General features: G+C 68.7%; 24 protein-coding genes. 6 read left to right on the top strand and 18 right to left on the bottom strand.

All coding sequences use genetic code 11. The features are described from left to right. Nucleotides 1–244 precede the first annotated feature (244 nt). The gene (locus tag H3H55_RS31895; protein WP_193101891.1) at nt 245–1,537 is read left to right on the top strand and encodes an MASE1 domain-containing protein; all 1,293 of its coding nucleotides are present in this window, start codon (nt 245–247) and stop codon (nt 1,535–1,537) included. A gap of 13 nt (nt 1,538–1,550) precedes the next feature. Further along, nucleotides 1,551–2,366, top strand: a complete 816-nt coding sequence (locus tag H3H55_RS31890; protein WP_129516203.1) for an alpha/beta hydrolase — start codon at nt 1,551–1,553, stop codon at nt 2,364–2,366. Between the two features lie 7 nt (nt 2,367–2,373). Here H3H55_RS31890 and H3H55_RS31885 read toward each other — a convergent pair whose 3' ends face one another. The 14 genes from H3H55_RS31885 to H3H55_RS31820 all read right to left on the bottom strand — a co-directional run bounded on the left by H3H55_RS31885 (nt 2,374) and on the right by H3H55_RS31820 (nt 18,259). Continuing rightward, nucleotides 2,374–3,396, bottom strand: a complete 1,023-nt coding sequence (locus tag H3H55_RS31885) for a MerR family transcriptional regulator (protein WP_193101889.1) — start codon at nt 3,394–3,396, stop codon at nt 2,374–2,376. A 94-nt stretch (nt 3,397–3,490) separates the two neighbouring features. Next, a complete protein-coding gene (gene xylB, locus H3H55_RS31880) occupies nt 3,491–4,957 on the bottom strand; it encodes a xylulokinase (RefSeq protein WP_193101887.1) in 1,467 nt (488 codons plus the stop codon). Continuing rightward, nucleotides 4,954–5,889 (bottom strand): AraC family transcriptional regulator, encoded by a 936-nt coding sequence (locus H3H55_RS31875; protein WP_193101885.1) that lies wholly within the window; start codon nt 5,887–5,889, stop codon nt 4,954–4,956. The genes xylB and H3H55_RS31875 overlap by 4 nt, the downstream gene beginning before the upstream one ends. A gap of 29 nt (nt 5,890–5,918) precedes the next feature. Then, complete coding sequence (locus H3H55_RS31870; RefSeq protein ID WP_193101883.1) at nt 5,919–7,112, bottom strand: ABC transporter ATP-binding protein; 1,194 nt, start codon at nt 7,110–7,112, stop codon at nt 5,919–5,921. A gap of 292 nt (nt 7,113–7,404) precedes the next feature. Next, nucleotides 7,405–8,439 (bottom strand): NAD(P)-dependent alcohol dehydrogenase, encoded by a 1,035-nt coding sequence (locus H3H55_RS31865; RefSeq protein WP_193101881.1) that lies wholly within the window; start codon nt 8,437–8,439, stop codon nt 7,405–7,407. Nucleotides 8,440–8,449: 10 nt separating this feature from the next. After that, nucleotides 8,450–9,280, bottom strand: coding sequence for a carbohydrate ABC transporter permease (locus H3H55_RS31860; RefSeq protein WP_193101879.1), 831 nt, complete (start codon nt 9,278–9,280; stop codon nt 8,450–8,452). Continuing rightward, nucleotides 9,268–10,218, bottom strand: coding sequence for a carbohydrate ABC transporter permease (locus tag H3H55_RS31855; protein WP_226800435.1), 951 nt, complete (start codon nt 10,216–10,218; stop codon nt 9,268–9,270). Before H3H55_RS31855 ends, H3H55_RS31860 begins: the two co-directional genes overlap by 13 nt. Next, nucleotides 10,202–11,467, bottom strand: a complete 1,266-nt coding sequence (locus tag H3H55_RS31850) for an ABC transporter substrate-binding protein (protein WP_226800646.1) — start codon at nt 11,465–11,467, stop codon at nt 10,202–10,204. Before H3H55_RS31850 ends, H3H55_RS31855 begins: the two co-directional genes overlap by 17 nt. A 211-nt stretch (nt 11,468–11,678) precedes the next feature. Further along, nucleotides 11,679–12,653 (bottom strand): amidohydrolase family protein, encoded by a 975-nt coding sequence (locus tag H3H55_RS31845; protein WP_193101875.1) that lies wholly within the window; start codon nt 12,651–12,653, stop codon nt 11,679–11,681. 1 nt (nt 12,654) lies between these two features. After that, nucleotides 12,655–13,602 carry a YncE family protein gene (locus H3H55_RS31840; RefSeq protein WP_193101873.1) on the bottom strand — a complete coding sequence of 316 codons (948 nt, stop codon included), beginning with the start codon at nt 13,600–13,602 and terminating at the stop codon, nt 12,655–12,657. Nucleotides 13,603–13,627: 25 nt separating this feature from the next. Then, nucleotides 13,628–14,920 (bottom strand): MFS transporter, encoded by a 1,293-nt coding sequence (locus H3H55_RS31835; RefSeq protein ID WP_048242971.1) that lies wholly within the window; start codon nt 14,918–14,920, stop codon nt 13,628–13,630. Nucleotides 14,921–15,045: 125 nt separating this feature from the next. After that, on the bottom strand, nt 15,046–15,963 hold the full coding sequence (locus H3H55_RS31830) for a dihydrodipicolinate synthase family protein (RefSeq protein ID WP_193101871.1): 918 nt from the start codon (nt 15,961–15,963) through the stop codon (nt 15,046–15,048). 8 nt (nt 15,964–15,971) lie between these two features. Continuing rightward, nucleotides 15,972–17,144 (bottom strand): L-rhamnonate dehydratase, encoded by a 1,173-nt coding sequence (locus H3H55_RS31825; RefSeq protein ID WP_193101869.1) that lies wholly within the window; start codon nt 17,142–17,144, stop codon nt 15,972–15,974. Between the two features lie 59 nt (nt 17,145–17,203). Further along, nucleotides 17,204–18,259 carry a 4-hydroxythreonine-4-phosphate dehydrogenase PdxA gene (locus tag H3H55_RS31820; RefSeq protein ID WP_193101867.1) on the bottom strand — a complete coding sequence of 352 codons (1,056 nt, stop codon included), beginning with the start codon at nt 18,257–18,259 and terminating at the stop codon, nt 17,204–17,206. A gap of 115 nt (nt 18,260–18,374) precedes the next feature. Here H3H55_RS31820 and H3H55_RS31815 point away from each other — a divergent pair, with 115 nt between their 5' ends. Further along, nucleotides 18,375–19,322 (top strand): LysR family transcriptional regulator, encoded by a 948-nt coding sequence (locus H3H55_RS31815; protein WP_193101865.1) that lies wholly within the window; start codon nt 18,375–18,377, stop codon nt 19,320–19,322. 66 nt (nt 19,323–19,388) lie between these two features. Here the strand turns inward: H3H55_RS31815 and H3H55_RS31810 are convergent, their stop codons facing one another. Then, nucleotides 19,389–20,663 (bottom strand): MFS transporter, encoded by a 1,275-nt coding sequence (locus H3H55_RS31810; RefSeq protein WP_193101864.1) that lies wholly within the window; start codon nt 20,661–20,663, stop codon nt 19,389–19,391. A 193-nt stretch (nt 20,664–20,856) separates the two neighbouring features. Between H3H55_RS31810 and H3H55_RS31805 the strand changes: the two genes are divergently transcribed. Further along, nucleotides 20,857–21,543 carry a hypothetical protein gene (locus H3H55_RS31805; RefSeq protein WP_193101862.1) on the top strand — a complete coding sequence of 229 codons (687 nt, stop codon included), beginning with the start codon at nt 20,857–20,859 and terminating at the stop codon, nt 21,541–21,543. 18 nt (nt 21,544–21,561) lie between these two features. On the opposite strand, the gene H3H55_RS31800 is transcribed toward H3H55_RS31805, so the two are convergent. The 3 genes from H3H55_RS31800 to H3H55_RS31790 form a co-directional block, all read right to left on the bottom strand. Then, complete coding sequence (locus H3H55_RS31800; RefSeq protein ID WP_193101860.1) at nt 21,562–22,647, bottom strand: ATP-binding protein; 1,086 nt, start codon at nt 22,645–22,647, stop codon at nt 21,562–21,564. Further along, nucleotides 22,644–23,381 carry a response regulator gene (locus tag H3H55_RS31795; RefSeq protein WP_193101858.1) on the bottom strand — a complete coding sequence of 246 codons (738 nt, stop codon included), beginning with the start codon at nt 23,379–23,381 and terminating at the stop codon, nt 22,644–22,646. Before H3H55_RS31795 ends, H3H55_RS31800 begins: the two co-directional genes overlap by 4 nt. 204 nt (nt 23,382–23,585) lie before the next feature. Continuing rightward, on the bottom strand, nt 23,586–24,458 hold the full coding sequence (locus H3H55_RS31790; protein ID WP_226800434.1) for a LysR family transcriptional regulator: 873 nt from the start codon (nt 24,456–24,458) through the stop codon (nt 23,586–23,588). 194 nt (nt 24,459–24,652) lie between these two features. Here H3H55_RS31790 and H3H55_RS31785 point away from each other — a divergent pair, with 194 nt between their 5' ends. Then, a complete protein-coding gene (locus tag H3H55_RS31785; RefSeq protein WP_193102271.1) occupies nt 24,653–25,690 on the top strand; it encodes an NAD(P)H-quinone oxidoreductase in 1,038 nt (345 codons plus the stop codon). Nucleotides 25,691–25,841: 151 nt separating this feature from the next. Continuing rightward, complete coding sequence (locus tag H3H55_RS31780) at nt 25,842–26,516, top strand: histidine phosphatase family protein (RefSeq protein WP_193101854.1); 675 nt, start codon at nt 25,842–25,844, stop codon at nt 26,514–26,516. The last annotated feature ends 3 nt before the right edge of the window (nt 26,517–26,519 follow it).

Raw genomic sequence — 26,519 nt, 5'->3', positions numbered from 1 at the left:
AATGTTGGCTGGTGACGGGGACGATACCTGAAACGAATGTTTTCGGATGCCTTTCATATTAGGTGTGATCGACCGGCTGCGCGCGATTTTGGCCGTCCGGCCAAGACGACACGCGGACGTGTCCTGATAGCGCCTGGCAAACAACGAACTTTTCCGATACTTTCCCGGTCACAATCGCCAGCTTGCGGGCGCGCCGGCGCCCTGAACGCGCTTGCCCGCCCGGCGCAATACACAGGAATTCTCGATGGACACCAAACGTTCCCGCCCGGGACTCGTCGCCGCGCTGCTCTGGGCCGCGCTGTATCTGGCGACCGGCTACATCTCGCACCAATTCAACGGCCCCGTCCGGCTGACGGGCTATATCTGGCTGCCGGCCGGCGTGACGGTCGGCGCGTTCATGCTGCGGCCGCCGCGCGAATGGCTGACGCTGGCCGGCGCATTCCTCGTCGCGCAGCTCGCGCTGACCGGCATCGAACACGGCAGCCTGGTCAACGCGGTGCTGTTCACGGTCGACGAGGTCGGCGCGGCCGCGCTCGCGGTATGGCTCGTGCAGCGCGTGCGCTTCTCGCTCGAAGGGTTGTATTTCCTGCGCTCGGTGATCCTCGCCGGGCTGATCGCGGGCGTGGTCGGCGCGATCGGCGGCGCGGCGTGGTACACGGTGGTCAAGGGCGCGCCGTTCTTCGACGTGTGGTCCGTGTGGGCCGCATCCGATTTCGTCGGCGTGCTGCTGGTCACGCCGGTGCTCGCGTCGTGGTCGCGCTTTCGCGCGCACCGTTCGGGCGATCACGAGCGCTTCGACCTGATGCTCGGCGTCGTCGCGTTCGTGCTGCTCGCGATCGCCGCGCTCGTGATCTTCGACGGCGACACGTCGCAGAAATTCGGCACGGGTGCCGGCTTCGCGCTGACCTACATCCCGCTGTTCCTGACCGTCGCGGTGACGCTGCTGCTCGGCGGCCGCGCGGGCTCGTCGTCGGTGCTGGTGCTCGCGTTGATCGTGATCGAGCAGACCGCGCAGGGCGATGGCCCGTTCGCGTCGTTTCACGAACACTACGGCAGCGCGCTGCTCGAGGCGCAGCTTTATCTGGCGGTCGCGTCGCTGCTGGTGCTGACGGTGAGCACGCTGAAAACGACACGTGAGCGCGTGCACGAGCATGCGGCGGTGCTGCAGAACAACATGGAGCTCGCGCTGGCGAGCGCCGGCCAGATCGCGTACGTGCTCGATCCGGAGTCGGGGCGGATCGAGTGGAGCGGCGACGTCGAGCGCGTGTTCGGCGTCGGCGTTGATGCCGCGCAGATCGCGAGCGTGCCGCTCGTGCTCGAACGCGTGCAGCCGGGAGACCGCGATGCGCTGAACGACTACTGGAATGCGGAAATCGCCGGCGAGGATCGCGCGTCGCTGTCGCTGCGCATCGTGCAGCGCGACGGCGGCACGCAGACGATCACCGATCATGGCGCGCCGCTGCTCGATTCGAACGTCGACGTGACGGTGGTCGCGGGCGTCTGGCAGATCGAGCGCGTGTGGCCGGCGGACGAATGAGCGGGTCCGCATCATGACGGGTCGCACGGGCGTCATGCTGATCCACGGGCTCGGCGGCACGCAATACGATCTCGGTTCGCTGCACAAGGCGATGCGGCGCGCGGGCGGCGAGACGCACATGATCACGCTGCCGGGGCACGGCACGCGCCCCGAGGATCTGGTCGGCGTGCGCGCGGAGGCGTGGCTCGACGCGGTGACCGAGCAATATCGCGCGCTGGAACGCGAGTACGACACGCTGCATGTGGCGGGCATGTGCATGGGCGCGCTGGTCGCGCTGCTGCTGTGCCACCGCGTGCAGCATGCGCGCGGCCGGCTCGCGTTGCTGGCCACGCCGGTGTTCATCGACGGCTGGTCGACGCCGTGGTACCGGTCGCTGCGGCACCTGCTGTACCGCGTGCCGGGTGTCGCCGAACGGATGCGCGTCGAGGAAGGCGATCCGTTCGGTATCAAGAACGCGACGATCCGCGCGATCGTGAAGAAGAAGTTCGAGCGGCAGGACCGTTTCCACTATGCGTGGGTGCCGCTCGCCTGCGTGCGGCAGGTCGACCGGATGCGCGACTGGGCGCTCGACGCCGCGGCCGGCACGCATTGCCGCACGCTCGTGCTGCATGCGCGCGAGGACGAACTGACGAGCCTGCGCTCGGCCGATTTCCTGCTGGAGAAGATGCCCGATGCGCACGGGATCGTGCTGGAGAACAGCTATCACATGATCTGCGCGGACAACGATCGCGACGACGTCGCGCGGCACGTGCTGGAATTCTTCGGCTTCGATCCGGCGCATGCGGTGAGCCCGGCGATGGCGCGCAGGATGGGGCGGCCGGAGTCCTGACGCCGGATTACGCTGCCGCCGGCCGGCGGGCGAGCCGCTCGCGGATCTCCGGCGATGCCAGGCATGTGGCGACGGCTTCGTAACCGGGCGCGCCCGGGTAAGGCGCCACGCGCGACGGCGGGCTGTGATTGGCCGGGCACAGGATGATGGTTTCATCGGGGCCGACCGCCGACAGATCGAGGATGGCCGACGAGCGTGTCAGCAGGAACAGCGGCCGCATGCCGCCGGTTGCGCGTTCGCGCAGGTGGGCGATCAGTGCCTGCTGCGTGGGCCGGTCGAGATCCTGTTCGATCATGTCGACAACCAGCGCGCGCGGGCCTTCCGCTTCGAGACGGGCGAGCAGCGCGGTCAGCGCCGCCGACGGCGTCGCGCCGTTGCCGGCAAGCGCGGCCGAGGCGCGGTCGACGCGCGACTTCAATTCCGGATCGGCGCGCAACGCATCGCAAGCGGCAGCGCCATCGTCGTCCAGCCGATCGAGGCCCACGAACCCGCCGCCGGGCAGTGCGTCGGCCAGCCGCAGCGCCAGCCGCGTCTTGCCGCTTCCCAGCGAGCCGATGATGTAGTTCAACGGCCGGATATCGCGACACTCGAACCACTCGCCGCCCCACGGCCACGGCAGGCTGAACGCAACGCCGGTGCCGGTATCGTCGAGCAGCCGCGTCAGTTCGCCGTCGGCCGGCATCCGGCCGCGTGCCAGGCCCGCGCGGATCGCACGCACCCGGTCGACCTTGCGCACGAGATCCCGAATGCCGTGGTCGAGCGTGGCTTCGTGCGCCGCCAGCGCGTCGTCGAGGCTGCGCGCGTCGCCGTCCAGCACGCTCGCCACCTGCGCTAGGCTCAGGCCGAGCGCGCGCAGCGCCGCGATGTCGGCCGCGCGTGCGAGGTCGTCCGGGCCATACGCGCGATATCCGGCCGGCGTCCGTTCCGGCGTGACGAGGCCGTGCCGTTCATACAGCCGCAGTGCCTTGATCGATACGCCGAGCCGCGCGGCGGCCGCCGATGCGTTCAAACGGGGCGTGGATGTGCGCATCCGTCACCTCTCTCTGCTGTCGATGGGTTGCGCTCAGCATAAAGGCGATCCCAAGGGCCGGGTCAAGCACGATCACGCGTGCATGCGCTGCCGCTCAGTCGCCGTACGCAAACTCGTCTCGCAACGCACGGTACAGCCGCCGATATCGCACGAGCCGCCCGGCCAGCAGATCGACCGCGGCGGAATCGGGCGTGACGGTTTCGGTGACGGGCGGCGCGACACAGACTTCCGCGAGCGTGTCGCCGGTCGCGGCGAGGCGCGCGAGACGCGCGGCGCCGAGTGCCGCGCCGACCGCGCCGTCCGCATGGCGCCGCATCGCGAGCCCGGTCGCATTCGCGCACAGCCGTGCCCAGAACGCGCTTTTCGAGCCGCCGCCGATGAACGACACCGCGTCGAGCGTCGTGCCGGCCGCGCGCAGCGCGTCGTAGCCGTCGGCCATCGCGAACGCGACGCCTTCCATCACCGCGTACTCGAGGTCGTACGCATCGTGCTCGTTGGACAGCCCGAAGAAGACGCCGCGCGCATGTGCGTCGTTGTGCGGCGTGCGCTCGCCGCCGAGATACGGCAGGAACAGCGGCGCGCGGGCCGGATCGGCGCGTTCGGCGCGCGCGGCCAGCACGCCGGCGGTCGTGCCGTGCGCGCGTGCGAGCCAGTCGAGGCTCGCGGCGGCGGACAGGATCACGCTCATCTGGTGCCAGCGCCCTTCGACGCAGTGGCAGAACGCATGCACGGCGGCGTCCGGGTTCGGCGCGAAGCGGTCGTTGCCGGCGAACAGCACGCCGGACGTGCCGAGCGACAGGAAACCGCTGCCGGCGCCCGTGACGCCCATGCCGATCGCGGACGCCGCGTTGTCGCCGGCGCCGCCGGCGATCGTCACGGGCCCCGCGATGCCCCATTCGCGCCGCAGCGTGTCGCGCAGCTGCGCGGCGGCCGCGTTGCCTTCGACGAGGCGCGGCATCTGCGCGCGCGACAGCTCGGTCGCGGCGAGCATCCGGTCGGACCAGTCGCGGCGCGCGCAGTCGAGCCACAGCGTGCCCGACGCGTCGGACAGGTCGGACACGAATTCGCCGGACAGGCGCCAGATCAGGTAGTCCTTCGGCAGCAGCACCTTGTGCACCGCGCGGAACACCGCGGGCTCGTATTTCGCGAGCCACAGCAGCTTCGGCGCGGTAAAGCCCGGCATCGCCATGTTGCCGGTGATCGCGCGCGATTCCGGCACCAGCGCTTCGAGCTCGACGCATTCGGTGCCGGCGCGCGTGTCGTTCCACAGGATCGCGGGGCGCAGCACCTGGTCCGCACGATCGATCAGCGTCGCGCCGTGCATCTGCCCGGATAACGCGATGCCGCGCAGCGCGGCGAAGCCGGCCGGATGCGCGGCGCGCACCGACGCGATCGCGTCGAGCATCGCGTGCCACCACGCCTGCGGGCTTTGTTCGGACCAGTGCGGATGAGGCCGGCTGATCGACAGCGTGGCCGAGCCGGTTGCAAGGGGGACCGAACGGGAATCGGTGAGGAGAACCTTGACCTCGGACGTGCCGAGATCGATGCCGAGAAATGTCAAGTATGAAGCATCCTGTCTGGGGCGCGCGGCGGCGCGCGCCGCAGGGGCGGCGCGTCGTCGCGGCTGTGCGGTTCGTTGAGCCGGTGCAGCGCGCGGAACCTCGACGGCGGCACCTGCTTCATCGCGAGAAACTGACGGTTGAAGTTCGACAGGTTGTTGAAGCCAACCCGGTAGCAGATGTCGGTCACCGTCAGGTCGGAAAACATCAGCAGCTCGCATGCCTCGTTGATGCGCAGCCGGTTCAGGTAGCGCACGAACGACGAGCCGGTATGACGGCGGAAAAAACGCGTGAAGGTGCTGACGCTCATGCCGGCGAACGCGGCGACGTCGGTTTCGCGCAGCATGCCGGGCAGGTTCTGCTGCAGATACGACAGCACCTGATTGATGGTCGACGACATGTAGTGCTGCGCATCGCTGCGGTAGCCGGGGCCCGCGAGCACGCGCCGTTCGCGGCACGACGACAGCCGGTCGAACAGCGACATCAGGATCTCGACGCGCCGGCAGCCGTGCGCGTTCGCGAGTTCGAGCATCAGCGGCGCGACCTCGGCGCCGACCCGGTCGGGAAACTGCACGCCGCGTGCCGCGTCGTCGATCAGGTCGATCACCGGCTGCAGTTCGCTGAACGCGCCGACCATCTTCTCGATCGCGTCGCGCGAGAACTGCAGCACGACGTCGCGCGACGGCACGCGCTCGCCGTCGGCGAGTTCGCTGACCCAGTTGTGCGGCAGGTTCGGCCCGGTGACGATCAGGTTGCCGGGGCCGAAATCGCCGATGTGGTCGCCGACGAACACCTTGCCGTGCGACGCCTGGATCAGATGAATCTCGTACTCGGGATGGAAGTGCCACTTCGCGACCGAATGCGGATAGTCGTGGATCCACGCGCGGAACGATTCGTCGCGGTGGGTGGGAACGATCTCGAGATCCGGGTTCATCGTGTGCTCCGTCGGGGCGTGCCGGCGTGCTACGAACGGGACATCGACCAGCCCGTCGCGGCAGGCGGCGTGGCGCGCGTCGCGGCCGCCGGCGCCGCCGCGTGCGCGATCGGGTTCGCATCCGGTAGCGCGACGTTGCGCTCGGTGCCGGCGTCGAACAGATGCAGGGCTTCTTCGTCGAAGCGGAACGCTACCACGGCGCCCGGCGCCGGTGCCATCGGGGCCGGTACGAGGGCCGCGCACGGCTGGCCGCGCCAGTCCAGCGTGACGAGCGCCTCGGCGCCGAGCAGCTCGACGAGCTCGACGGTGCCGGTCAGCGTGAGCGAACCCGGGGTCGGATCGGTTTCGGCGACGAGCCGCAGGTGGTTCGGGCGGATCGCGGCCTTCACGTGCTGGCCGTCCTGCAGCCGTGCGAAGCGCGGCGACGCGAGCGGCCAGCGTGCGCCGTTGCAGTCGAGCAGCAGGTTCGCGCCGATGCGCTCGATCGCGCCGTCCGCAAAATTCATCGCGGGCGTGCCGACGAACCCGGCGGCGAACACGGTGTGCGGCTGGCCGTACAGCTCGGCCGGCGTGCCGATCTGCTCGATGTGGCCGCCGCGCATCAGCACGACGCGGTCCGCGAGCGTCATCGCCTCGAGCTGGTCGTGCGTGACGTACAGCGTGGTCGTCTTCAGCCGCCGGTGCAGCCGCTTGATGTCGCCGCGCAACTGCGTGCGCAGCTTCGCGTCGAGATTCGACAGCGGCTCGTCGAACAGGAACACGGCGGGTGTCTTGATCATCGCGCGCGCGATCGCCGCGCGCTGCTGCTGGCCGCCCGACATCGCGCGCGGCCGGCGGTCGAGCAGTGCGTCGAGGCTCAGGATGCGCGCGACGTCGCGCACGCGGCGGTCGATCTCGTCGGCCGGCACTTTCAGGCGCCGCAGGCCGAACGCAATGTTGTCGTACACCGTCATGTGCGGGTACAGCGCATAGTTCTGGAACACCATCGCGACATTGCGCTCGCGCGACGGCAGGTCGTTGACGACGCTGTCGCCGATCACGAGCTCGCCGCCGGTGATCGCTTCCAGGCCCGCGATCATCCGCAGCATCGTCGACTTGCCGCAGCCGGACGGGCCGAGCAGCACGATGAATTCGCCGTCGGCGATCTCGAGGTCGAGCGGGTGCAGCACGGCGGGGCCGCCGTCGTAGTGTTTCGACAAAGCCTTGCAGGTGATCTGGGCCATGGTTTAGGGCGTGTCCACGCTAATAACGGGCTTGCGCTGGCCCCCAGAAGGGCCGAGCGCGAGGATTGCGACGAAGCGAATACTCGACGTATTCGCGAGGAGCATGACGCGGCGATCGGCCCTTCTGGGGGCCAGCCCCACGCATGAATTTTTCCAAACAGGGGAACGTGCCTTTCCGCCCACATTGCGGCGTCGTGCGTCGCTTGTTTGGCACGGCCAAACGGCGCTCCTTACTCCTTGCACTGCGGGCGGAAAGGCACGTTCGCAAGCCCGTTATTAGCGTGAACACGCCCTAATCCATTTCGATCTGAATCTTGACGTCGCGCGGCTGGCCGCTCGCCGCTTCCTCGAACGCGCGCACGCCTTCGGAAAACGGGAACGTGCGCGAGATGAACGGCTTCACGTCGATCGCGCCGGATGCGATCAGCGCGAGCGCGCGCGGAAAGATGTTCGCGTAGCGGAACACCGATTCGATGCGGCCTTCCTTCGCCTGCAGCGCAACCACGTCGAGCGGCACCGGGTCGACCGGCATGCCGATCAGCACCGCGCAGCCGCCCGGGCACATCAGGTCGACGAGGCCCGCATACGCTTGCGCGCTGCCGCTCGCCTCGAACACGACGTCCGCGCCCCAGTCGCCGGTGACGTCGGCCACCGCGTCGGCGAGCGGCTGCGTGCGCACGTCGACGGTCGTGACCGCCGGGTTGCCGGCGAAGAGCGCGAGCTTGTCCGGCACGACATCGGCGAGGATCACGCGCGCGGCGCCGCCCGCGAGCGCGGCGAGCGCGGTCATCGCGCCGATCGTGCCGGCGCCGATCACGACCGCGATGTCGCCGGGCTTCATCGCCGCCTTTTTCGCGGCCTGCAGGCCGATCGACAGCGGCTCGACGATCGCGCCTTCGGCGAACGACACGTTGTCGGGCAGCCGGTACGTGAACGCGGCCGGATGCACGACGAACGGCGTCAGGCAGCCGTGCACCGGCGGCGTCGCCCAGAAGCGCACGTCGGGGTCGAGGTTGTAGAGGCCTCGCAGCGTCGCGGGCGAATCGAGGCGCGGCACGCCGGGCTCCATGCAGACGCGGTCACCGACGCGCAGGTGCGTGACGCCGGCGCCGGTTTCGACGACGGTGCCGGACGCCTCGTGGCCGAGCACCATCGGCGCGTCGACGCGGAACGGGCCGATTCCGCCATGCACGTAGTAATGCACGTCGCTGCCGCAGACGCCGACCGTATGAACCTTGATCCGGACGTCGCCGGGGCCGACCTCTTGCGGCAGGTCGATATCGCGCAGCGCGAGCTCGCGCGTGCGTTCGAGTACGAGCGCTTTCAACACATCCTCCTTATTTTCCCTTGACCATCGAATTGAGCAGGCGGCTCAGCATGCCGACGAACACGAGCGGCGGCAGCGCGAGCAATACCGTCGACGCGTTGATCACGCCCCACGGCACTTCCTGGCCGAGCGACGTGAACGCGGACGCGACCACCGGCAGCGTCGCGCTGCGCGACGACGTCAGCGCGAGCGCGATCATCAGTTCGTTCCAGACCAGCACGAAGCTGAACACGATGCCGCCGAGCAGCGTGCTCGCGCACACCGGCAGCGCGATATGCCAGAACACCGCGTACGGGCCGTAGCCGTCGAGCGCGGCGGCTTCCTCGATCTCGCGCGGCAGCCGGCGGAACACGGGGATCGACAGCCACGTGATGGTCGACAGCGTGACGAGCAGGTACGTGACGATCATCGACAGCTTCGTGTCGTACAGCCCGAGGTCGACCCAGATCGCGATCAGCGGCAGCGCGACCGCGACCGGCGGCAGGAAGCGCAGCGACAGCAGGAAGAACTGGATGTCGCGCTTGCCGCGCACCGGGTAGCGCGCGATCGCATACGCGGCCGGCACGCCGAGCAGCGCGCCGAGCACCACGGCCGCGCCGACGATCGCGATGCTGTTGCCGAGCCCGATCATCACTTCCGGGCTCGACAGCACCTGCTCGTAGTTCGCGGGCGTCGGCGTGAAGAAGAAGCGCGGCGTCGGCGTGACGATGTCGAGCAGGTGCTTGAGCGAATTGAGCACGGCCCAGAACAGCGGGAACGCGGCGACGAGCAGGATCGCGCCGGCGATCGCGACGGTGGAAACGGTGGCGGCGGTGCCGCGGCGGGCCATCAGTCGTCCCATTTGTTGACCCTCTTCCAGATGAGCGTGAAGACGAGCGTGGTCGCGACCATCATCAGCACGGCCATGCTCGACGCGTACGACACCTTGCCGGCGAGGCCGATGCCCTGCTGGTACGCGTACAGGTCGAGCGTCTCGGTCGCGATGCCGGGGCCGCCCTTGGTCATCACGTAGATCAGGTCGAACGAGCGCAGCGACTCGACCATCTTGATGAACACCAGGCTCACGAGCGGCGCCTTCAGCATCGGCAGCGCGATGTACGCGTGCACCTGCCACGTCGTCGCGTAGTCGAGCCGCGCGGCTTCGAGCGGCTCGGGCGGCAGCGTCTCCAGCAGCTTCAGGATCACGACCGCGAAGAACAGCCCCCATTGCCACACGTCGACCAGTGCGACCGCGTACAGCGCGAGATGCGGATCGGCGAGGAACGCGGTGTTCTCGACGCCGAGCGTGCCGAGCAGCCAGCTCAGGATGCCGGTGAGCGGCGCGTACATGAACTTCCAGATGAACGCGGCCGACACGCGCGGCAGCAGCACCGGCATGATCAGCACCAGCGACGCGAAGCGGCGCCAGCGGCCGTGCACGCGCTCGAACAGGAACACGGCGAGCGCGATCCCGACGATCACCGCGCCGGCGACCGTGACGATTTCCCACAGCACCGATACCTCGATCGCGTTCAGGAAGCGCCGGTCCGACGCGAGCCGCACGAAGTTGCGCAGGCCGACGTATTCGCTGTCCGGGTAGCGCAGCACGCGGTTGCGCAGCGCGAGATTGATCGCAGCGACCGTCGGGACGAGGCTCAGGACCGCGAGCAGCGCGAGCGTCGGCGCGAGGAACACCCACGGCAGGCTCGTGCGGTCGCGGCGCGCGCGGCCGCGCCGGGCGGGAAGGGCCGGGCGGACGCCGAGCGCGCGGCCGCCGGCACCGTCATTTGCGAGCGCCATGTTCGAGCGCATCCTTCGCGTACTGGGCCGCGTCGTCGAGCGTGCCGCGCGCGTCCGTCTGCGTGCCGGTGAACACCTGTTCGAGCGCGATGCCGAGGTTGTCGCCGATATCCGGCCACTGCGGCGTGCGCCAGATCGTCACCTGCGTGACCGGGTTGGTGTCGTTCAGCCCGGCCTGGATCTGCGGCGCGACGTGCTGCTTGAAGTACGGGCTGCCGATCGTGCTGGCGCGGTTGTAGTCGCTGAACACGCCGTTGCGCAGCCGCGCCTGTTCCTGGTCCTTGCTGGTCGCCCACGCGATGAAGCGGCCGGCGGCCATCCGCGTGCAGTCGTCCTTCGCGCCGACCGCCGAGATCGCGAAGCCGTGGCCGTACGCGGCCGACGGCAGCGGCGCGGGCGGACGCGTGTAGCCGACCTTGCCGGCCACGCTCGACTTGCTCGTATCCTCCATCCAGTCCGCGAACGGCGTCGATTCGATCATGAAGGCGACCTTGCCCGAGCGGAAGGCTTCGAGCGCGTTGCTCCAGTCGTAGGTCGCGGCGCCCGGCGGCGCGTACTTGAACAGGTCGCTGTAGAGCTGCGTCGCCTTCACGGCGGCCGGCGAATTGAATGCCGGCTGGCCGCCCTTGTCGGTCCATGCACCGCCCATCCCGAGCATGAACGGCGACCAGCGCCACACGTTCATCCCCGAGCCGCGCTGGCCGCGCGCGACCCAGCCGTACAGCTTCGGCGGCGCGTTGAGTTTCTTGATCGCGGCGACGAGCTGGTCGAGCGTCTTCGGCACCGGGATGTGCGCGGCGTCGAGGAGGTCGCGGCGGTAGAACAGGAAGTCGCCGCCGCCGATCAGCGGCGCGAAGTACGCGACGCCGTTGTAGCTCGCGACCGCGCGGCGGCCGGGCAGGAAGTCGTCGTAGTCGTATTCCTTCGGGTAGTACTTGAGCAGCGGCACGATCCAGTTGGCCGACGCGAATTCGGCGACGTTCGCCTCGTCGACGTAGTAGATCTGGTACGAGCCGGCGCCGGTCGACGCATCGAGCCGCGATTTCGCGCGGCGGTCGTTTTCGCCGAAGTAGCTGATCTCGACCTTCGTGCCGCTTTTCTTCTCGTAGTCTGCCAGCGATTTCTCCATCACCGACAGGCCGAGACTCTTTTGCGCGAGCACCCGAAGGGTCGGCACCTTGCAGACCTGCGCGGCCGCGACGCCCGGCAGACAGGCGCCGAGCAGCAGGCCGGCTGCGACGATTCGCATCTTGTTCACCCGTGTCTCCTTGATTCTGCTTGTTCGAATGCCGTCGATGACGGCAGGAACAATGGTGTGACGGGGGCGATGCGGACACCACATCAAAAGAAAACGCGAACCGATACTTTTTGCTCAGGATGAGTCGTGCGATGCACAAAATGTGTCGGTCGGGCGGCGCGCGCTGCCCGGCCGAACGGGGCGGAAGGTGCGCAAACGCGGGTTATCCGCGAGCCGGCCGGGACGGCGCGTCGAGCGCAATCCGGTAAACGCGGATCGCGTTGTCATGCCAGATCGCGCGGCGTGCCGCGTCGTCGAGGTCCGCCATCGCGCGGGCGAACGTGCGCAGCAGCGCGGGATAGGACACGCGCAGGCCGGCCACCGGGAAGTTGCTCGCGAACAGGCAGCGTTCCCAGCCGAATATCGCGATCGTGTCGCGGATGATCCGCGCGTTGTCCGCGTCGTTCCACACGGCGTCGCGCAAGCCGAGTTCGGAAATCTTCACGGCCACGCGCGGCGATGCCGCGAGCGCTTCCATGCCGCGGCGCCAGCGCGCGAGCCCGGCGTCCGAGCGATCCCACGGCAGCCCGGCGTGCTCGAGCACGACGTCGACATCGGGTGCGTCGGCGAGCAGCGCGGCGGCGTCGCCGAGATGCCAGAACGGCACGCGCAGATCCCAGCACAGGCCGTGCGCGGCGACGCGTTGCAGCGCGGCCGGCCAGCGCGGATCGCGCAGCGTGCCGGGCCCGTCGACGGGCGCATCCGGCGACGATGCGGTGCGCGGCTTGAAGCGCACGCCGCGCACGCGCGGCCACGCGGCCTGTTCGGCGAGCCGCTCGTCCGCATTGCCGGCCAGCAGGTCGACCCACGCGACGACCGCCGACGGCAGCCCGTGCGCCGCCGCGACCTCGTGCAGCCAGCGCGTTTCCGCCAGCGCTTCGTCGCGCGCGCGTTCGGCCTCGACGTGCACGCTGGCGACGATCGGCGCGCGTTGCGCCGCGTGCCGGAACTCGTCGACGCCGAAATCGCGGCACAGCGTCGCGTAATCGCCGAACATGAAGCGCGCCGGATCGTATTGCGTCTGCAGCCACGGATAGTGCGCGCCCGCATCGAGCCGCCACAGGTGGTGATGCGCATCGACGAGTGCGTCCGGCATGCCGTCGGGCGACGATTCGTCGGGCGGCGCTCCGTCGCGCATGTCAGCGTGCTCCCGCGAGCACGAACGACGCATCGGGTTCGCGCAACGTTGCCAGCGCACCGACGAAACGCCAGGTATCGAGATCGAGTTCGCGCACGTAGTCGTCCTGGAACGATACGTAGGCGACGCGCCGCGACGGATGGAACGACAGCGCGGTCGGGTTCGCGGGCAGCGCGATGCGTTCGATCTCTTCGAGCTGGCGTGCATCGAACACGGAGATCGACCGTTCGCCCGAATTGGTCAGCAGCAGCAGGTCGCGGCCGTCCGGCGCGCTGGTCCGGTAGATGCGGTTCGGATCGCTGCGCGTCTTCACGCGGCGGCCACAGGTCATCGTTTCCGTGTCGATCTCGACCAGCGTGTCGTCGCCGCGATTCGCGACGAACAGCGTGCGTTCGTCGGCCGACAGCGCATTGCCTTCGGGGCGCGGGCCGGGCATCACCGCGCGCGGCGCGACCGTCGCGTCGCGCGGATGGAACTGCGTGACCGTGTTCGACAGCAGGTGCACGCCGTATGCGCGACTCGCGTCGCGCGTGAGCGTCACGAGGTGCGTCTTCACGCCGCCGGACGGCACGGCCATGTTCGGCACGGGTTGCTTGGTCGGCTCGTCGAACACGAGCAGCATGTCGTGCGCCTCGCTCATCGCGTACAACCGGCCGTCGCGGTCGCTCGCCATGCCGTGCGGCCGGTAGTACGGCCACAGGTCGAGCATGCGCGTGTGCGTGCGCGCGACGAGGTCGATCTCGGCGATCCGGTGGTCGCCTTCATGGCCGCGCGACCATGCGGTCTCGATCCCGAAGATGCCGACGTACGCGTAGCGGTGGTTCACGTCGACGGTGAACTCGTGCGGGTAGTTCGGCAGCACGACGTGCTTGAGCGCGGTTTTCGTGTCGAGGTCGTAGAAACTGAAGGTATGGGCGCATTTCTGCACCAGCAGCAGGATGTCGTTCATGGTGTGTCTCCGTTGTTATCGGGTATCAGTCCTCGCAGCGCTTCGGCAGCGTCAGCGCGAGCAGGCCGGCCACCGCGAGCGTAACCGCGAGGCTGAGCACGCCGGCCGCCGCGCTCACGTGCTGGGTCAGCACGCCGACCGCGTACGGGCCGCAGAAGCCGCCGAGATTGCCGAGTGCATTGATCAGGCCGCGCGCGCTGCCGGCCGTCTCGACGCTGCAGAGCTTCGGCGGAATCGCCCAGAACACGCCGGCGGCCGCCTGCAGGAAGAAGCCGCAGCCGATCAGGAACGTGAACGACACGGCCATCGACGCGTGCGTGAGCACCGACAGCGCGAGGCACGCGGCGAATCCGACGAGCGGCAGCAGCACGAACAGGCGGCGCTTGCCGGTTCGGTCAGACAAATACGACGTGACGAACATCCCGATCACCATCGCGACATACGGCAGCATCGCGAGCAGGCCGACCTTGCCCATCCCGCTGTGCGTGAGGTTTTTCAGCAGTGTCGGCAACCACATCGTATAGCCGTAGATGCCGACCTGATAGCAGAAGTTGATCGCGATGAGCAGCCAGATCGTCGGGTTGCGCAGCATCTCGCCGAACGATGCGGCAGCCGGCGTGCCGGCCGCGCGCTTGCGTTCCTGCTCGTCGCGCAGCGCGTCGAGGATGTACGCCTTCTCGCGCGGCGACACCCATCGCGCGGTCTCCGGGCCGTCGTCGGCGAACAGCAGCCACGCGACCAGGCACAGCAGCGACAGCGCGCCCGCGCTGAAGAACAGATGACGCCAGTCGTACGCGGCGAGGATGAAGCCGGACAGCGGCGCGGTGATCATGCCGGCGAGCGGCACGAACATGATGACCATCGCATTCGCGCGGCCACGCTCGCGGTCGGGGAACCAGCGGCTGACCATCGTGAGCACGACGGGCAGCATGCCGCCCTCGGCCACCCCGAGCAGGAAGCGCAGCGTCAGCAACTGCCACGTATGCGTGACGAGCCCGGTCAGCACCGACAGCACGGCCCAGCTCACGAGCGACCACGCGATGAATGTCTTGCCGCTGCCGAGCGCCGCGCGCCGGCCGCCGGGAATCTGCAGGAACAGGTAGCCGAAGAAGAAGATGCCGCCGGCGAGGCCGGCCATCGTCGCGTCCATGCCGAGCTCGGCGTTCATCCCGCCGGGCATCGCGAACGCGATGTTCACGCGGTCCATGTAGGAAATGATGCAGGCGAGCAGCAGCGGCGGAATCACGCGCAGCCAGCGGCGGCGCGGAACGGCGTCGCCGGCTTCGTAGGCCGGGGTGGCCGGGGTCAACAGGGTCATGGTGTCTCCATCGTTCGGGTGGTTGGCCGCGGCGGCCTTCGGATGGGCCGCTGTCTCGCCGTGGCGGGCCGGCAGGTGCCGGCCGCCGATGCGCAACGCGTGTGCGTCGCGCGTGCTTTCGATCTCTAGCGTCCCCAGCGCAGCACGAGCGGGTCGAGCCGCCGCGCCGTATCGAGCAGCCCCGCGCGCACCTGCGGATGCAGCTCGGGCCACGGCGCGCGCGGCTGGTCGCACGCGATCACGCCGCCTTCGCGCATCAGTGCCTTCGCGGTCAGGAAGCCCGACTGGCGGTTCTCGTAGTTGATCAGCGGCAGCCAGCGCGCGTACTGCTCGCACGCTTCATCGCGGCGCCCGGCGAAATACGCATCGGTGATCCGGCGAATCCCGTCCGGATAACCGCCGCCCGTCATCGCGCCGGTTGCGCCCGCATCGAGATCGGCGAGCAGCGTGATGCCTTCCTCGCCGTCCCACGGCCCTTCGATCGCGTCGCCGCCGAGCGCGATCAGCTCGCGCAGCTTCGACGCGGCGCCGGCCGTCTCGATTTTGAAGTACGACACGGCATCGATCTCGCGCGCGAGCGTCGCGAGCAACGACGCGGACAGCGCGACGCCGCTCGCGGGCGCGTCCTGGATCATCAGCGGAATGTGGAGCCCGTCGGCCGCTTCGGCGAAGAACGCGCGAACCTGCGCTTCGGGCACGCGGAACGTCGCGCCGTGGTACGGCGGCATCACCATCACCATCGCCGCGCCGAGCGCCTGGGCGTGCCGGTTGCGCTCCGCGCAGATCCGCGCGCTGAAGTGCGACGTCGTGACGATCACCGGCACGCGGCCCGCGACATGCTCGAGCGTGGTGCGCGTGATCAGGTCGCGTTCGTCGTCGCCGAGCGCGAATTGCTCGGAGTAGTTCGCGTGGATGCAGAGGCCCTGCGAACCGGCGTCGATCATGAAGTCGAGGCAGCGGCGCTGGCCGTCGAGATCGAGCGCGCCGTGCGCGTCGAAGATCGTCGGCGCGACCGGAAAGACGCCCTGGTAGCGTGCGTTCATGGCCGGCCTCACTCGACGATGTCGAACTGGTCGAGAAATTCGGTCTTCAGCGTGAGACCGAGGCCCGGCACGTCGTCGCGCAGTTGCACGAAGCCGTTTTCGGCCACCGGCTCGCCGTCGAAGATGTAATAGAACAGCTCGTTGCCGACCTCGACGTCGAACATCGGGAAGTATTCGCTCATGGGCGACGCGAGCGTGCTCATCGTCAGGTGATAGTTGTGCATCTGGCCTGCATGCGGAATCACCGGCACGCTGTACGCCTCGCACAGCGCGTTGATCTTGTGCGCCATCGTGATCCCGCCGACGCGGTTCGTGTCGTACTGCACGACCGACACGGCCTTGCGGTCGAGCAGCTGCTTGAAGCCGTACAGCGAGAACTCGTGCTCGCCGCCGGAGATCGGAATGCGGGTCAGCTGGTTCAGCTCCGCGTAACCGTCGATGTCGTCGGCGATCACCGGTTCCTCGAGCCAGCGCGGCTGGTATTTCTCGAGCTTCGGCAGGATGCGCTTCGCGTACTCGAGGTTCCAGCCCATGTAGCACTCGAGCATCAGGTCGTTGTCGTAGCCGATCACCTCGCGGATCGCCGCGACCGACTTCAGGTTCTCGACCACCCCCTGCTGCCCGTGCGCGGGCCCGTAGCCGAAGCGCATCTTGAACGCGCGGAAGCCTTCCTTCAGATACTGCTGCGCCTCGTCCTGCATCGCCTTCAGGTCGGTGCGGTAGAGCTTCGAGTAGTAGCAGGGGATCTTTTCCTTGGTGCGGCCGCCGAGCAGCTTGAACACCGGCTTGCCGACGCTCTTGCCGAGGATGTCCCAGATCGCGATGTCGACCGCCGAGATCGCGGCCATGCCGACGCCCTTGCGGCCCCACGCGTGGGTGGCGCGATACATCCGCTGGTTCAGGTATTCGTAGTCCCACGGGTCCTGGCCGATCACGAGCGGCGCGAGGTACTGGTCGATGATGACCTTCGCGACGTGCGGCGCGAGCGCGACGTTGCCGAGGCCGACGATGCCGTCGTCGGTCTCGACTTCGACGACCGTCCACGCATGGAAGCGGAACGTGCTCATCGTTTCCTGCGGCGCATACAGCAAATCCATCGCGTTCGAGCAGAAGTTGCCCTGCGGCGGGACGGTCTTTCCTTTCCACTGGAATACGCGAGCGCGCACGGACCGGATTTTCATGGTGGTGTCTCCGAGAATCGATGTTGTCGTGTGTGAAAGGCGGGCGGCCGATGGGGCCGTCACGCCGAAACTGCGGGGGTGCGGCGCGCGGCGCCCATCCGGCACGCGATCTGCAGCGCCTGCCAGGTGGCGCCGACGTCGGCGGTGCCGCGGCCCGCGATGTCGTACGCGGTGCCGTGCGCGGGCGTCGTGATCGGCACGGGCAGCCCGCCCTGCACGGTCACGCCGCGCGAGAAGCCGAGCAGCTTGATCGCGATCTGCCCCTGGTCGTGGTACATCGTGACGATCGCCTGGTAGTCGCCGGCCAGTGCCTTCAGGAAGATCGTGTCGGCGGGGAACGGCCCGTGGAACGGCGCGTCGGTCGGCCAGTCGCGCGACTGCAGCCGGCGCACCGCGGGCTCGATGATGTCGACTTCCTCGCGGCCGCAGCTGCCGCCGTCGCCGCCGTGCGGGTTGAAGGCGGCGATCGCGACCTTCGGCGCGGCGACGCCGTTCGCGAGCAGCGACCGGTAGATCAGTTCGGATGCCTGTTCGATCCGCTCGATGCTCAGGCAGCCCGCCGCATCCTTCAGCGGAATATGCGACGAGATGCGTGCCGTCCACAGTTCGCCGAGCGTGTTGAATTCGCAGAAATAGTCGGTCACGCCGAGCGCTTCGGCGAAGTGGTGCAGTTCGTCGTCGTGGCGGAGCCCGCCGAGCTTCATCGCGTACTTGTTCAGCGGCGCGAAGCAGATCGCGTCGATCTCGCCGGCGAGCGCGGCGTCGAGGCACTGGTCGAGCACGACGAGCGTCGAGCGGCCGCCGGGCGCGCCGGCCTGGCCGACCGTGACCTGCGCGGGATCGACCGTCTCGACGTCGACGAACGCGGCGCGCGCGGTCGACGGCCGGCCGCGTGCCGCGGCGAGCGACGCGACGGGTTCGACGTCGACCTGCACGCCGGCGACGCGCTGGCCGGCTTCCCACAGCCAGCGATCGCCGATCAGCACGAGATTCGCGTGAGCCGTCGCGTCGGGCCGCGCGAGCAGTTTCGCGATCAGTTCGGCGCCGATGCCGGCGGGGTCGCCGAGCGTCAGGGCGACGACGGGCAGGGGGGCGGCGGTCGATGGGGTGTGCATGCTGTGTCTCCGGTGGCGGCGCATGGCCGTTCGTGTATGGGGTTGATGCTAGGTAGACGGAATGAGTCGGTAAATTGAAAACTCTTGATGAATCGATAACCTGGAGTAATCAAAGATGGGCTCGATCGACCGACGAGACTCGACCCCGCAGCTGCTGAACCGGCTGCGCATGCGGCAGATCGCGCTGTTGCTTGCCGTCGACGAATGCCTGACGCTGCGCGCGGCGGCCGAGCAGATGGGCCTCACGCAGCCGGCCGCGACGAAAATGCTGGCCGAACTGGAGAGCGCGCTCGGCCAGCGGCTGTTCGATCGCATCGGACGCGGGCTGGTGCTGAATCCGGCCGGCGAGCGCGTGCTCGGCTATTTCCGCGGGATCCGCGGCAGCATGGAGGCGCTGAACCGCGAGCTCGGCGAACTGCAGCTCGGCAGCGCGGGGCGGCTGGCGATCGGCAGCATCATGGCGGCGTCGCCGGGGCGGCTCACCGAGGCGCTGGTGCAGCTGAAGGCGCGTTATCCGCTGCTCGCGATCGACATTGCGGTGGACACGAGCGACCGGCTGATGCCGCAGCTTCGCGAAGGCGTGCTCGAAGTGGTGATCGGGCGCAACGTCGGGGCCGATTGCGACTTCCGCGTGGTCGACGACGAGGCGCTCGCGATCATCGCGGGCCGCGACCATCCGCTCGCGGACGCCGGGCCGGTCGGGTTCGACGCGCTGCTCGATTACGCGTGGATCCTGCAGCCGGCCGGCAGCCCGGCGCGCGAGGTCGTCGAGCGCGAGTTTCATGCGCGTCACCAGCCGATGCCGCGCGGGCTGGTCGAAACGGGGTCGATCCTGACCACGATGAACCTCGTCGACCGTTCGACGATGCTCGGCGTGATTCCGCTGACGGTCGCGCAGCGCAACGCGGAGCACGGGCTCGTCTCGATCATCGATTACGCGCTCGAACAGAAGCTGCCGTCGTACGGCAGCATCGTGCGGCGCGACCGGCCGCTGAGCATCCCCGCGCAGCAGTTTCTCGCGCTGTTTCACCGCGAGGGTGCCGAGGAGGAGGGCAGCGCCTGACGGCGCGGTGCGCCGGCCGGGCCGATCACGCGTCGCGGCGTGATGCCGGCACGGGGGCGAGCCGGGTCAGCGCGCCGACGGCGCGACGGGGGCCTCGACGAGCGCCGGCATCGCTTCCGACAGCGTGCGGTCCGGGCGAATCCGCAGCGCGGCGACGATGCCGATCAGCAGCATCGCGACCGAGCCGATGAACGGCACCGTCCAGCTGCCGGTGCGGTCGACGAGATAACCGAACAGGATCGGCGACAGGATCCCCGAGATCGCGGAACCGGCGTTCATCATCCCGCTCGCGATGCCGGCGTGCGTCGGCGCGATGTCGCTCGGCACGGCCCAGATCGGCCCGATCGTCAGCTCCAGGCACAGGAACGACCCCGACAGGCACAGCGCGACGCCGGCCGTCGAGTGCACGAACGCGAGCGGCAGCAGGCACACGAGTGCGCCGGCGAAGCTCGTGACGATCACGCTCTGGCGCGACAGCGCGAGATTGCCGGTCTTCCGGTAGATCCGGTCGCAGAGCCAGCCGCCGAGCGTGTCGCCGACCACGCCCGCGAAGAACACGCCGGATGCGAACAGCGCGGTCGATTTCAGGTTCAGGCCCTGGCCGTTCAGGAAGAACGTCGGCAGCCACGTGAAGAACAGCCACGCGGTCCAGCCGTAGCAGAAGTAGACGAAGATCGTCGGCGCCATCCGGCGGAACAGCGGTCCCCACGGCGTCGGGCCGGACGGCGGTGCGGGGCGCGCGGCGCGCGTGCTGCGGCCGTCGTCGTCGCCGAGCGGGTGCTCGCGGAAGCCGACGATCCACCAGGCGAGCCACACCAGCGTCACCGCGCCGATCACGAAGAACGCGGCGCGCCACGACAGCCACGTCATCAAGGCGGCGACGATCGGTGGCGCGACCGCGTTGCCGAGCCGCGAGAACGAATGCGTGAAGCCCTGCACGACGCCGCGCCGCTCGCGCGGGAACCAGTGCGTGATCGCGCGGGACTGGGCGGGCAGCGTCGCGCCTTCGCCGATGCCGAGCAGCAGGCGCGCGGCGAACAGCAGCGTGAGACTGTGCACGAGCCCCGTCGCGAAGGTCGAGACGACCCAGATCAGCCCGCAGCCGATCAGCGTGATGCGGGCGCCGAACCGGTCGGCGATCCAGCCGCCGCCGATCTGGCAGATTGCATACGAATACGCGAACGCGGAGAATGCGACGCCGAGCTCGGTGTTCGACAGGCCGAGCTCGGCCTTGATCGCGCCGGCCGCGGTCGCGAGGTTGACGCGATCGATGTAGAGGATGAACGAAAGCGCGCACAGCAGCCATAACGTGCGGCGCCGTTGACGGTGGTCGTTAGGCATGTGTCTCACTCCGTTCTCGTGTGCGGCGTTGCAATGACACCGCGTTCAGTGGCGGGGCCAGCATCGCGCGGCGGCGGAGACACTGTCTAATGAATCTTTGGGATCAATCGATAACCTGAGGTATTCATTTTCATTTCGGGCGGGCGCGGGCAACGCGGCGCGGGTGGCGCAACGGGATTCCACGGGTGGGAAATTGACGGACTTCGAAGAACTTTCGCTCCATCGGGACAGCCGCTTCTGGCAGCTGTCGCTGGTGAAATGGTGGATCCAGGGGCACGGGCGCGACGGTTATTCGTTCCGTCTGCTGCTGGTGCCGTTGGTCATCGTGTGCGGGCTCGAATTCGTCTGCGTGATGTTCGATGCGCTGTACAGCGGCATCATCGTCAGCGCGGTCGCGACGCTGTTCCTCGGCATCGCCGGGTATTACGGCGCGCAGCGCGAATGGCTGGTGACGTCCGCGACCACGCGTGCGCTCGTGAAGGCACGCATGAAGAAGGCGTCCGAGCGGTTCTCGTCGCTCGGCGTGGGCGCAACCGTGCTGGCGATCTTCGTCGCCGCGACGTCGCTGTCGCTCGTGATGTCGGGCCAGCCGATGCTGGACAGCGTGTCGAAGGACGCGGTGTCGATGTTCATCGCGCTGGTGTTCCTGCCGGTGTACGTGTCCGGCGCGTTCCGCAAGCTGGCGATCGCGCGGATCGAGGAACTCGAGGCGCTGCGCAACGCGACCGTCGGCACGAAACTGAAGTTCGACCGGGCCGGTGCCGTGCGTGCGGTCGTCGTGCGAGGTGCGGCGGGGAAAGGGACAGTGTCCGTGACGCAATACACGGTACTCGGGTTCAGCCCGCCGCTCGAACAGGTCGGGCGCGAGCCGCACGCGTGACGGCGTGAAGGCGGCGGTTCAGGCCGGGAAGCGCTCGTCCTCTCGCGCCGGCACGAGGTGATCGGGCCACTGCACCTCGAACCGTGTTCCGCCAGCGCCCGTCGGCACGCAGACGGCTTCGCCGTGGTGCGCATGCGCGATCGCCGCGACGACGGCGAGCCCGAGGCCGCTGCCGCCGGGCTGCGACTCGTCGACGCGCCTGAACGCCTGGAACACATGCGGCGCGAAATCGGCCGGGATGCCGGGGCCATCGTCCTCGACGCGCAGCCGGCACATCCCGTCTTCGATGCGCGTCTGGATCCGGATCGCACCCGGCACCGCATGGCGGCGCGCATTCTCCAGCAGCGCAAGCAACGCCTGGCGGATACGGACCGGGTCGCAGCGCATGGGCCGCGCGTCGAGATCGAGCACCGGATGCTGGCCGGCGGCCTGCAGCGCGTGCGCGAACAGGTCGACCACGGCGCGCACGTCGGCGGCGAGATCGGTGTCGCGGATCTCGATGCTCAGGTGGCCGCTATCGGCGAGGCTGACCACGCGCAGGTCCTCGATCAGTCGCGTCAAGCCTTCGACCTGCGCGAGCAGGCTGCGGTACAGCGCTTCGCTGGGCGTGAACACGCCTTCGGCGAGCCCCTGCAGCCGCCCGCGCAGCACCGTGACGGGCGTGCGCAGTTCGTGCGCGATCGCCGCGTTCCAGAACGTCTGTTCGTCGGTCACGCGCTGCAGTTCGCTCGCGAGCGCGTTGAAGTTGTCGGCGAGCAGCGCGGCCTCGTGCAGCGAACGGTCGCCGGCGACGGCGCGCGCGCCGAGATCGCCGCGCGCGACGCGGCGGATGCTGTCCGTCACCGAGTTGAGCGGGACGAGGATGCGGCGCGACAGATGGATCGCGACGAACACCGCGAGCGCGAGGCCGACCAGCGTGGTCGAGATCAGCCACACCCATTCCGGCCCGGTCGGCAGCCACTCGGACTGGTTGAATTCCGTGGGCCAGTACTTGAATGCGAAGTAGTAGAACGTGTAGGCCGTCACGACGATCAGCAGCGTCACGGCAAACACCATCGCGCCCATCGTCAGCGCGATCTGGCGGCTCAGCCCGTCGAGCTTCATTCGCCGCCCCACAGCTTGTAGCCGACCCCGCGGACGCTGACCGGCACGCCCGCGACGCCGAGATCGTCGAGTTTCTTGCGCAGCTTGCTGACGTGGCTGTCGACCGTGCGCTCCAGCGCATCGCCTTCCGGCAAACAGGTGGCCATCAGCTCGCCGCGACTGAACACGCGGCGCGGCGCGCGCGCGAGTTGCGCGAGCAGCTTGAATTCGGTGAGCGTCAGCGCGAGCGTGTGCCGGGTGCTGCCGACCTCGACCGTCGCCTCGTGGCGTTCGAGATCGATCTCGAACGGCGCGGCGCGCAGCACGCGCTGTTCTTCCGGGCGGGAACCTGCCATCGAGCGGCGCAGCACGGCCTGTGCGCGCGCAACGACTTCGGCGGGGTTGAACGGCTTGACCACGTAGTCGTCGGCGCCGATGCGCAGCCCGGTCAGCTTGTCGATGTCCTGGTCGAGCGCGGTCAGCATGATGACGGGCGTGTCGCCGCGATGGCGGATCTCGGCGAGCACCTTCCAGCCGTCGACGTGCGGCATCTGCACGTCGAGCAGCACGAGGTCGGGCTTGAGCGACAGGTGCAGCTCCAGCGCGCGGCGGCCGTCGGCGGCGTGCACGGTGCGCAGGCCGCTGCGCGCGAAATAGGCGATCAGGATCTCGGCGATCTCGGGTTCGTCCTCGGCGATGAGGACGAGCGCCTGGGCGCCCTGGCCGGCGCCGGAAGAGGAAGAAAGTTCGGGCATGGCCACGCGTTCAGATCCATCGGGGTTCCATCGAGTCGCCATACTACCGCACGGGCCGCGCCATCGAACGCAGACGGATGGCCGCCTGGACCTGCGGGCAGGCGGTACGTGACGGGTCGGCACTCGATCCGTCACAGGTGCGACGCGGCGACGACGCATGACCGGCGGCGGGCGGCGCTGGCAGGCGCTCGCGCTTGGCCCGCATCATCGTGGCGCGGCAAACGACGCCACGATCTCGTCGATTGCCGCGCGGATGCGCGCGGTGTGGCGCAGGTCGCGGTGCGTGACGAGCCAGACCTCGTAAGGCGCCTGCCTCACGCGCTCCGGCCACAGGCGGACGAGCCCGTCGCGCTCGCCCATGTAGACGGGAATCTCGCCGATGCCGAGGCCCGAGCGCACCGCGGCGCGCGCCATCAGGTTCGAGTTCATGCGCGCGACGATGCGCCCGCCGTCGATCGGCTCGCCGGCGAGGGTCGGCTTGCGGCTGGCGTCGATGTACGGCTGGTAGACGACCAGGTCGTGGCCCGCGAATGCGCGGCCGCGCTCGGGCTCGCCGTACCGGTGCAGATAGTCGTGCGACGCGAACAGGCCCATGTCCCAGTGCGCGAGGCGGCGCGCGACCAGATCGGGGTTGTCGGGCCGCACCGTGCGGATCGCAATGTCGGCTTCGCGCTTCGCGAGATTCAGGATTTGCGACGACGTGTTCAGCGCGAAGGAGACGTCGGGATGCTTCGCATGCAGCCGCGCGATCGACGGCATCACGAACTCGATCGCGAGCGCATCGGTCGTCGTGATCTTTACCTCGCCGGCGAGCCGCCGGTCGACACCCTGCGTCAGCCGGACCAGCTCGTGCGCATGCTGCTCCATCGCCTCGGCGGCACGCAGCGCCAGTTCGCCGACCGGCGTGGGCAGATAGCCCTTCGACGAGCGCAGGAACAGCGTCGCGCCGAGCATGTGCTCGAGCGTCGCGAGCCGTCGCCCGACCGTTGCCTGATCGACGCCGAGCGTCTGTGCCGCGCGGCGCAGCGTGCGTTCGCGATGAATCGCGAGGAATACGCGCGCGTCGTCCCAATTCATCGTTTGTCCCGACTGATGCATTTTTGCATTCCCCGATCGGCAATTCGCTGCGTGCCCGCGAGCGGCATCGCCCATAGACTGGCCTCACACACATTGCGATGCGGCGATTCGGGGATGGCCCACGAATCGACAGTGCATCGACGAACGTTGAGGATCATATCGTGAGTGACGATGCCCAAACCCTCCCCGCCGACATGACCGCGATCGAGATCGTGCGTCCCGGCGGCCCCGAAGTGCTCGTACCGGCCACGCGCGCCGTGCCGTCGCCGGGCCCCGGCGAAGTGCTGATCCGGATTCACGCGGCCGGCGTAAACGGCCCCGACGTTTTCCAGCGCAAGGGGCTGTACGATCCGCCGCCCGGCGCGTCCGATATTCCTGGCCTCGAGATCGCCGGCGACGTCGTCGCGGTCGGGCGCGACGTCACGCGGTTCGTTGTCGGCGATCGTGTATGCGCGCTGATTCCCGGCGGCGGCTACGCGGAATACGCGGTGGCGAACGAGAGCAACACGCTCGCGATTCCCGACGGCCTCGGCATGGCCGAAGCGGCGGCGCTGCCGGAGACCTTCATGACGGTCTGGCTGAACCTGTTCCAGCGCGGTGGGTTCAAAGCTGGCGAAAGCGTGCTGATCCACGGCGGCGCGTCGGGGATCGGCACGACGGCGACGATGCTGGCGAAGGCGTTCGGCGCGTCGACGATCATCACCACCGTCGGCTCGGACGCGCAGCGCGACGCGAGCATGCGGCTCGGCGCGGATCTCGCGATCGACTACCGCAGCGAGGATTTCGTCGAGGAGGTCGCGCGCTTCACGGGCGGCAAGGGCGTCGACGTGATCGTCGACATCATTGCCGGCGACTACGTCGCGCGCAATTTCGCGGCGGCCGCGATCAACGGCCGCATCGTGCAGATCGGCGTGATCAAAGGCCCCGCGAAGGAGCTCGACCTGTTTCCGATGCTGACGAAGCGGCTCACGCACATCGGCTCGACGCTGCGCTCGCGCACCTACGCGGAGAAGGCGCAGCTCATTCGCGAACTCGAAGAGGCCGTGTGGCCGTTGATCCGGCAAGGGGCCGTCAAGCCGCAGGTTTACCGGCTGTTCGATTTTCGCGACGCGCGCAGCGCACACGAGCTGATGGATTCGGGCCGCCACATCGGCAAGATCGTACTGGTGACGCCCGCGGCGGAACGATCGCTGCAGGCGGCCGTCGACGGAAGCGCCACGCATTCCGCGTGACCGGCCGGTAACGGCCAGCGCTTGCCATATCCCCGGGCGCAAGCGCCCGGGGAGGGAATTCACAGGGTGAATACCCGAAGATTCAAGAAATAAAGTTTAAAAATGTACACCCGCTGGCTATGCTGAATCCTTCTGATCTGGCGGGCATGCGATGGCTGAACTCTTTCTGGTACGGCACGGGCAGGCGTCGTTCGGCACGGACGACTACGACCGGCTCTCCGCGGCCGGCGAGCAGCAGGGCGTCTGGCTCGGCGAATACTTTGCGCAGCAGGGCCTGACGTTCGACCGCGTGATCTGCGGCACGCTGAACCGGCATGCGCAGACGGTCGACGCGATCCTGCGCGGGATGGGCCGCGAAGGCGCGCCGGTCGACCGCCATCCGGGCCTGAACGAATACGACTTCCACGGGCTGTTCGCGGCGGCGGCCGGCGACTATCCGGAGATCGCGCGGCTCGCGGCCGGATCGATGAAGGAGCATTTCCGCGCGCTCCGGCAGGTGCTGCAGCTGTGGTCCGAGGACCAGCTCGGCGACGCGGCGCCCGAGACCTGGGCGCACTTCCAGCAGCGCGTCGCCGACGCGCGCGCCGCGATCCGCCACGGCGGCGGCCAGCGTGTGCTCGCGGTGAGCTCCGGCGGCTCGATCGCGGTCACCGTGCAGCAGGTGCTCGCCGCGCCGTCGTCGAGCGCGATCGCGCTGAACCTGCAGATCCGCAACAGCAGTCTTTCGCAGTTTTTCTTCAACGCCGATGCATTCCACCTCGCGTCGTTCAACGGCATCCCGCATCTGGAGGATCCCGAACGACACGCGCTGCGAACCTACGGCTGACCC

This window comes from Burkholderia sp. Z1 (genome assembly GCF_014893795.1).
Classification (GTDB): domain Bacteria; phylum Pseudomonadota; class Gammaproteobacteria; order Burkholderiales; family Burkholderiaceae; genus Burkholderia; species Burkholderia theae.
Note: the sequence above shows the minus strand (reverse complement) of the source record. Positions and strands in the feature narration are given on the sequence as shown.

Excerpts from the sequence above, each read along its gene's own strand:
- H3H55_RS31895 (WP_193101891.1), top strand. The coding sequence starts at position 245 with ATGGACACCAAACGTTCCCGCCCGGGACTCGTCGCCGCGCTGCTCTGG.
- H3H55_RS31890 (WP_129516203.1), top strand. The coding sequence starts at position 1,551 with ATGACGGGTCGCACGGGCGTCATGCTGATCCACGGGCTCGGCGGCACG.
- H3H55_RS31885 (WP_193101889.1), bottom strand. The coding sequence starts at position 3,396 with ATGCGCACATCCACGCCCCGTTTGAACGCATCGGCGGCCGCCGCGCGG.
- H3H55_RS31875 (WP_193101885.1), bottom strand. The coding sequence starts at position 5,889 with ATGAACCCGGATCTCGAGATCGTTCCCACCCACCGCGACGAATCGTTC.
- H3H55_RS31870 (WP_193101883.1), bottom strand. The coding sequence starts at position 7,112 with ATGGCCCAGATCACCTGCAAGGCTTTGTCGAAACACTACGACGGCGGC.
- H3H55_RS31860 (WP_193101879.1), bottom strand. The coding sequence starts at position 9,280 with ATGGGACGACTGATGGCCCGCCGCGGCACCGCCGCCACCGTTTCCACC.
- H3H55_RS31855 (WP_226800435.1), bottom strand. The coding sequence starts at position 10,218 with ATGGCGCTCGCAAATGACGGTGCCGGCGGCCGCGCGCTCGGCGTCCGC.
- H3H55_RS31850 (WP_226800646.1), bottom strand. The coding sequence starts at position 11,467 with ATGCGAATCGTCGCAGCCGGCCTGCTGCTCGGCGCCTGTCTGCCGGGC.
- H3H55_RS31845 (WP_193101875.1), bottom strand. The coding sequence starts at position 12,653 with ATGCGCGACGGAGCGCCGCCCGACGAATCGTCGCCCGACGGCATGCCG.
- H3H55_RS31840 (WP_193101873.1), bottom strand. The coding sequence starts at position 13,602 with ATGAACGACATCCTGCTGCTGGTGCAGAAATGCGCCCATACCTTCAGT.
- H3H55_RS31835 (WP_048242971.1), bottom strand. The coding sequence starts at position 14,920 with ATGACCCTGTTGACCCCGGCCACCCCGGCCTACGAAGCCGGCGACGCC.
- H3H55_RS31830 (WP_193101871.1), bottom strand. The coding sequence starts at position 15,963 with ATGAACGCACGCTACCAGGGCGTCTTTCCGGTCGCGCCGACGATCTTC.
- H3H55_RS31825 (WP_193101869.1), bottom strand. The coding sequence starts at position 17,144 with ATGAAAATCCGGTCCGTGCGCGCTCGCGTATTCCAGTGGAAAGGAAAG.
- H3H55_RS31820 (WP_193101867.1), bottom strand. The coding sequence starts at position 18,259 with ATGCACACCCCATCGACCGCCGCCCCCCTGCCCGTCGTCGCCCTGACG.
- H3H55_RS31815 (WP_193101865.1), top strand. The coding sequence starts at position 18,375 with ATGGGCTCGATCGACCGACGAGACTCGACCCCGCAGCTGCTGAACCGG.
- H3H55_RS31810 (WP_193101864.1), bottom strand. The coding sequence starts at position 20,663 with ATGCCTAACGACCACCGTCAACGGCGCCGCACGTTATGGCTGCTGTGC.
- H3H55_RS31800 (WP_193101860.1), bottom strand. The coding sequence starts at position 22,647 with ATGAAGCTCGACGGGCTGAGCCGCCAGATCGCGCTGACGATGGGCGCG.
- H3H55_RS31795 (WP_193101858.1), bottom strand. The coding sequence starts at position 23,381 with ATGCCCGAACTTTCTTCCTCTTCCGGCGCCGGCCAGGGCGCCCAGGCG.
- H3H55_RS31790 (WP_226800434.1), bottom strand. The coding sequence starts at position 24,458 with ATGAATTGGGACGACGCGCGCGTATTCCTCGCGATTCATCGCGAACGC.
- H3H55_RS31785 (WP_193102271.1), top strand. The coding sequence starts at position 24,653 with ATGACCGCGATCGAGATCGTGCGTCCCGGCGGCCCCGAAGTGCTCGTA.
- H3H55_RS31780 (WP_193101854.1), top strand. The coding sequence starts at position 25,842 with ATGGCTGAACTCTTTCTGGTACGGCACGGGCAGGCGTCGTTCGGCACG.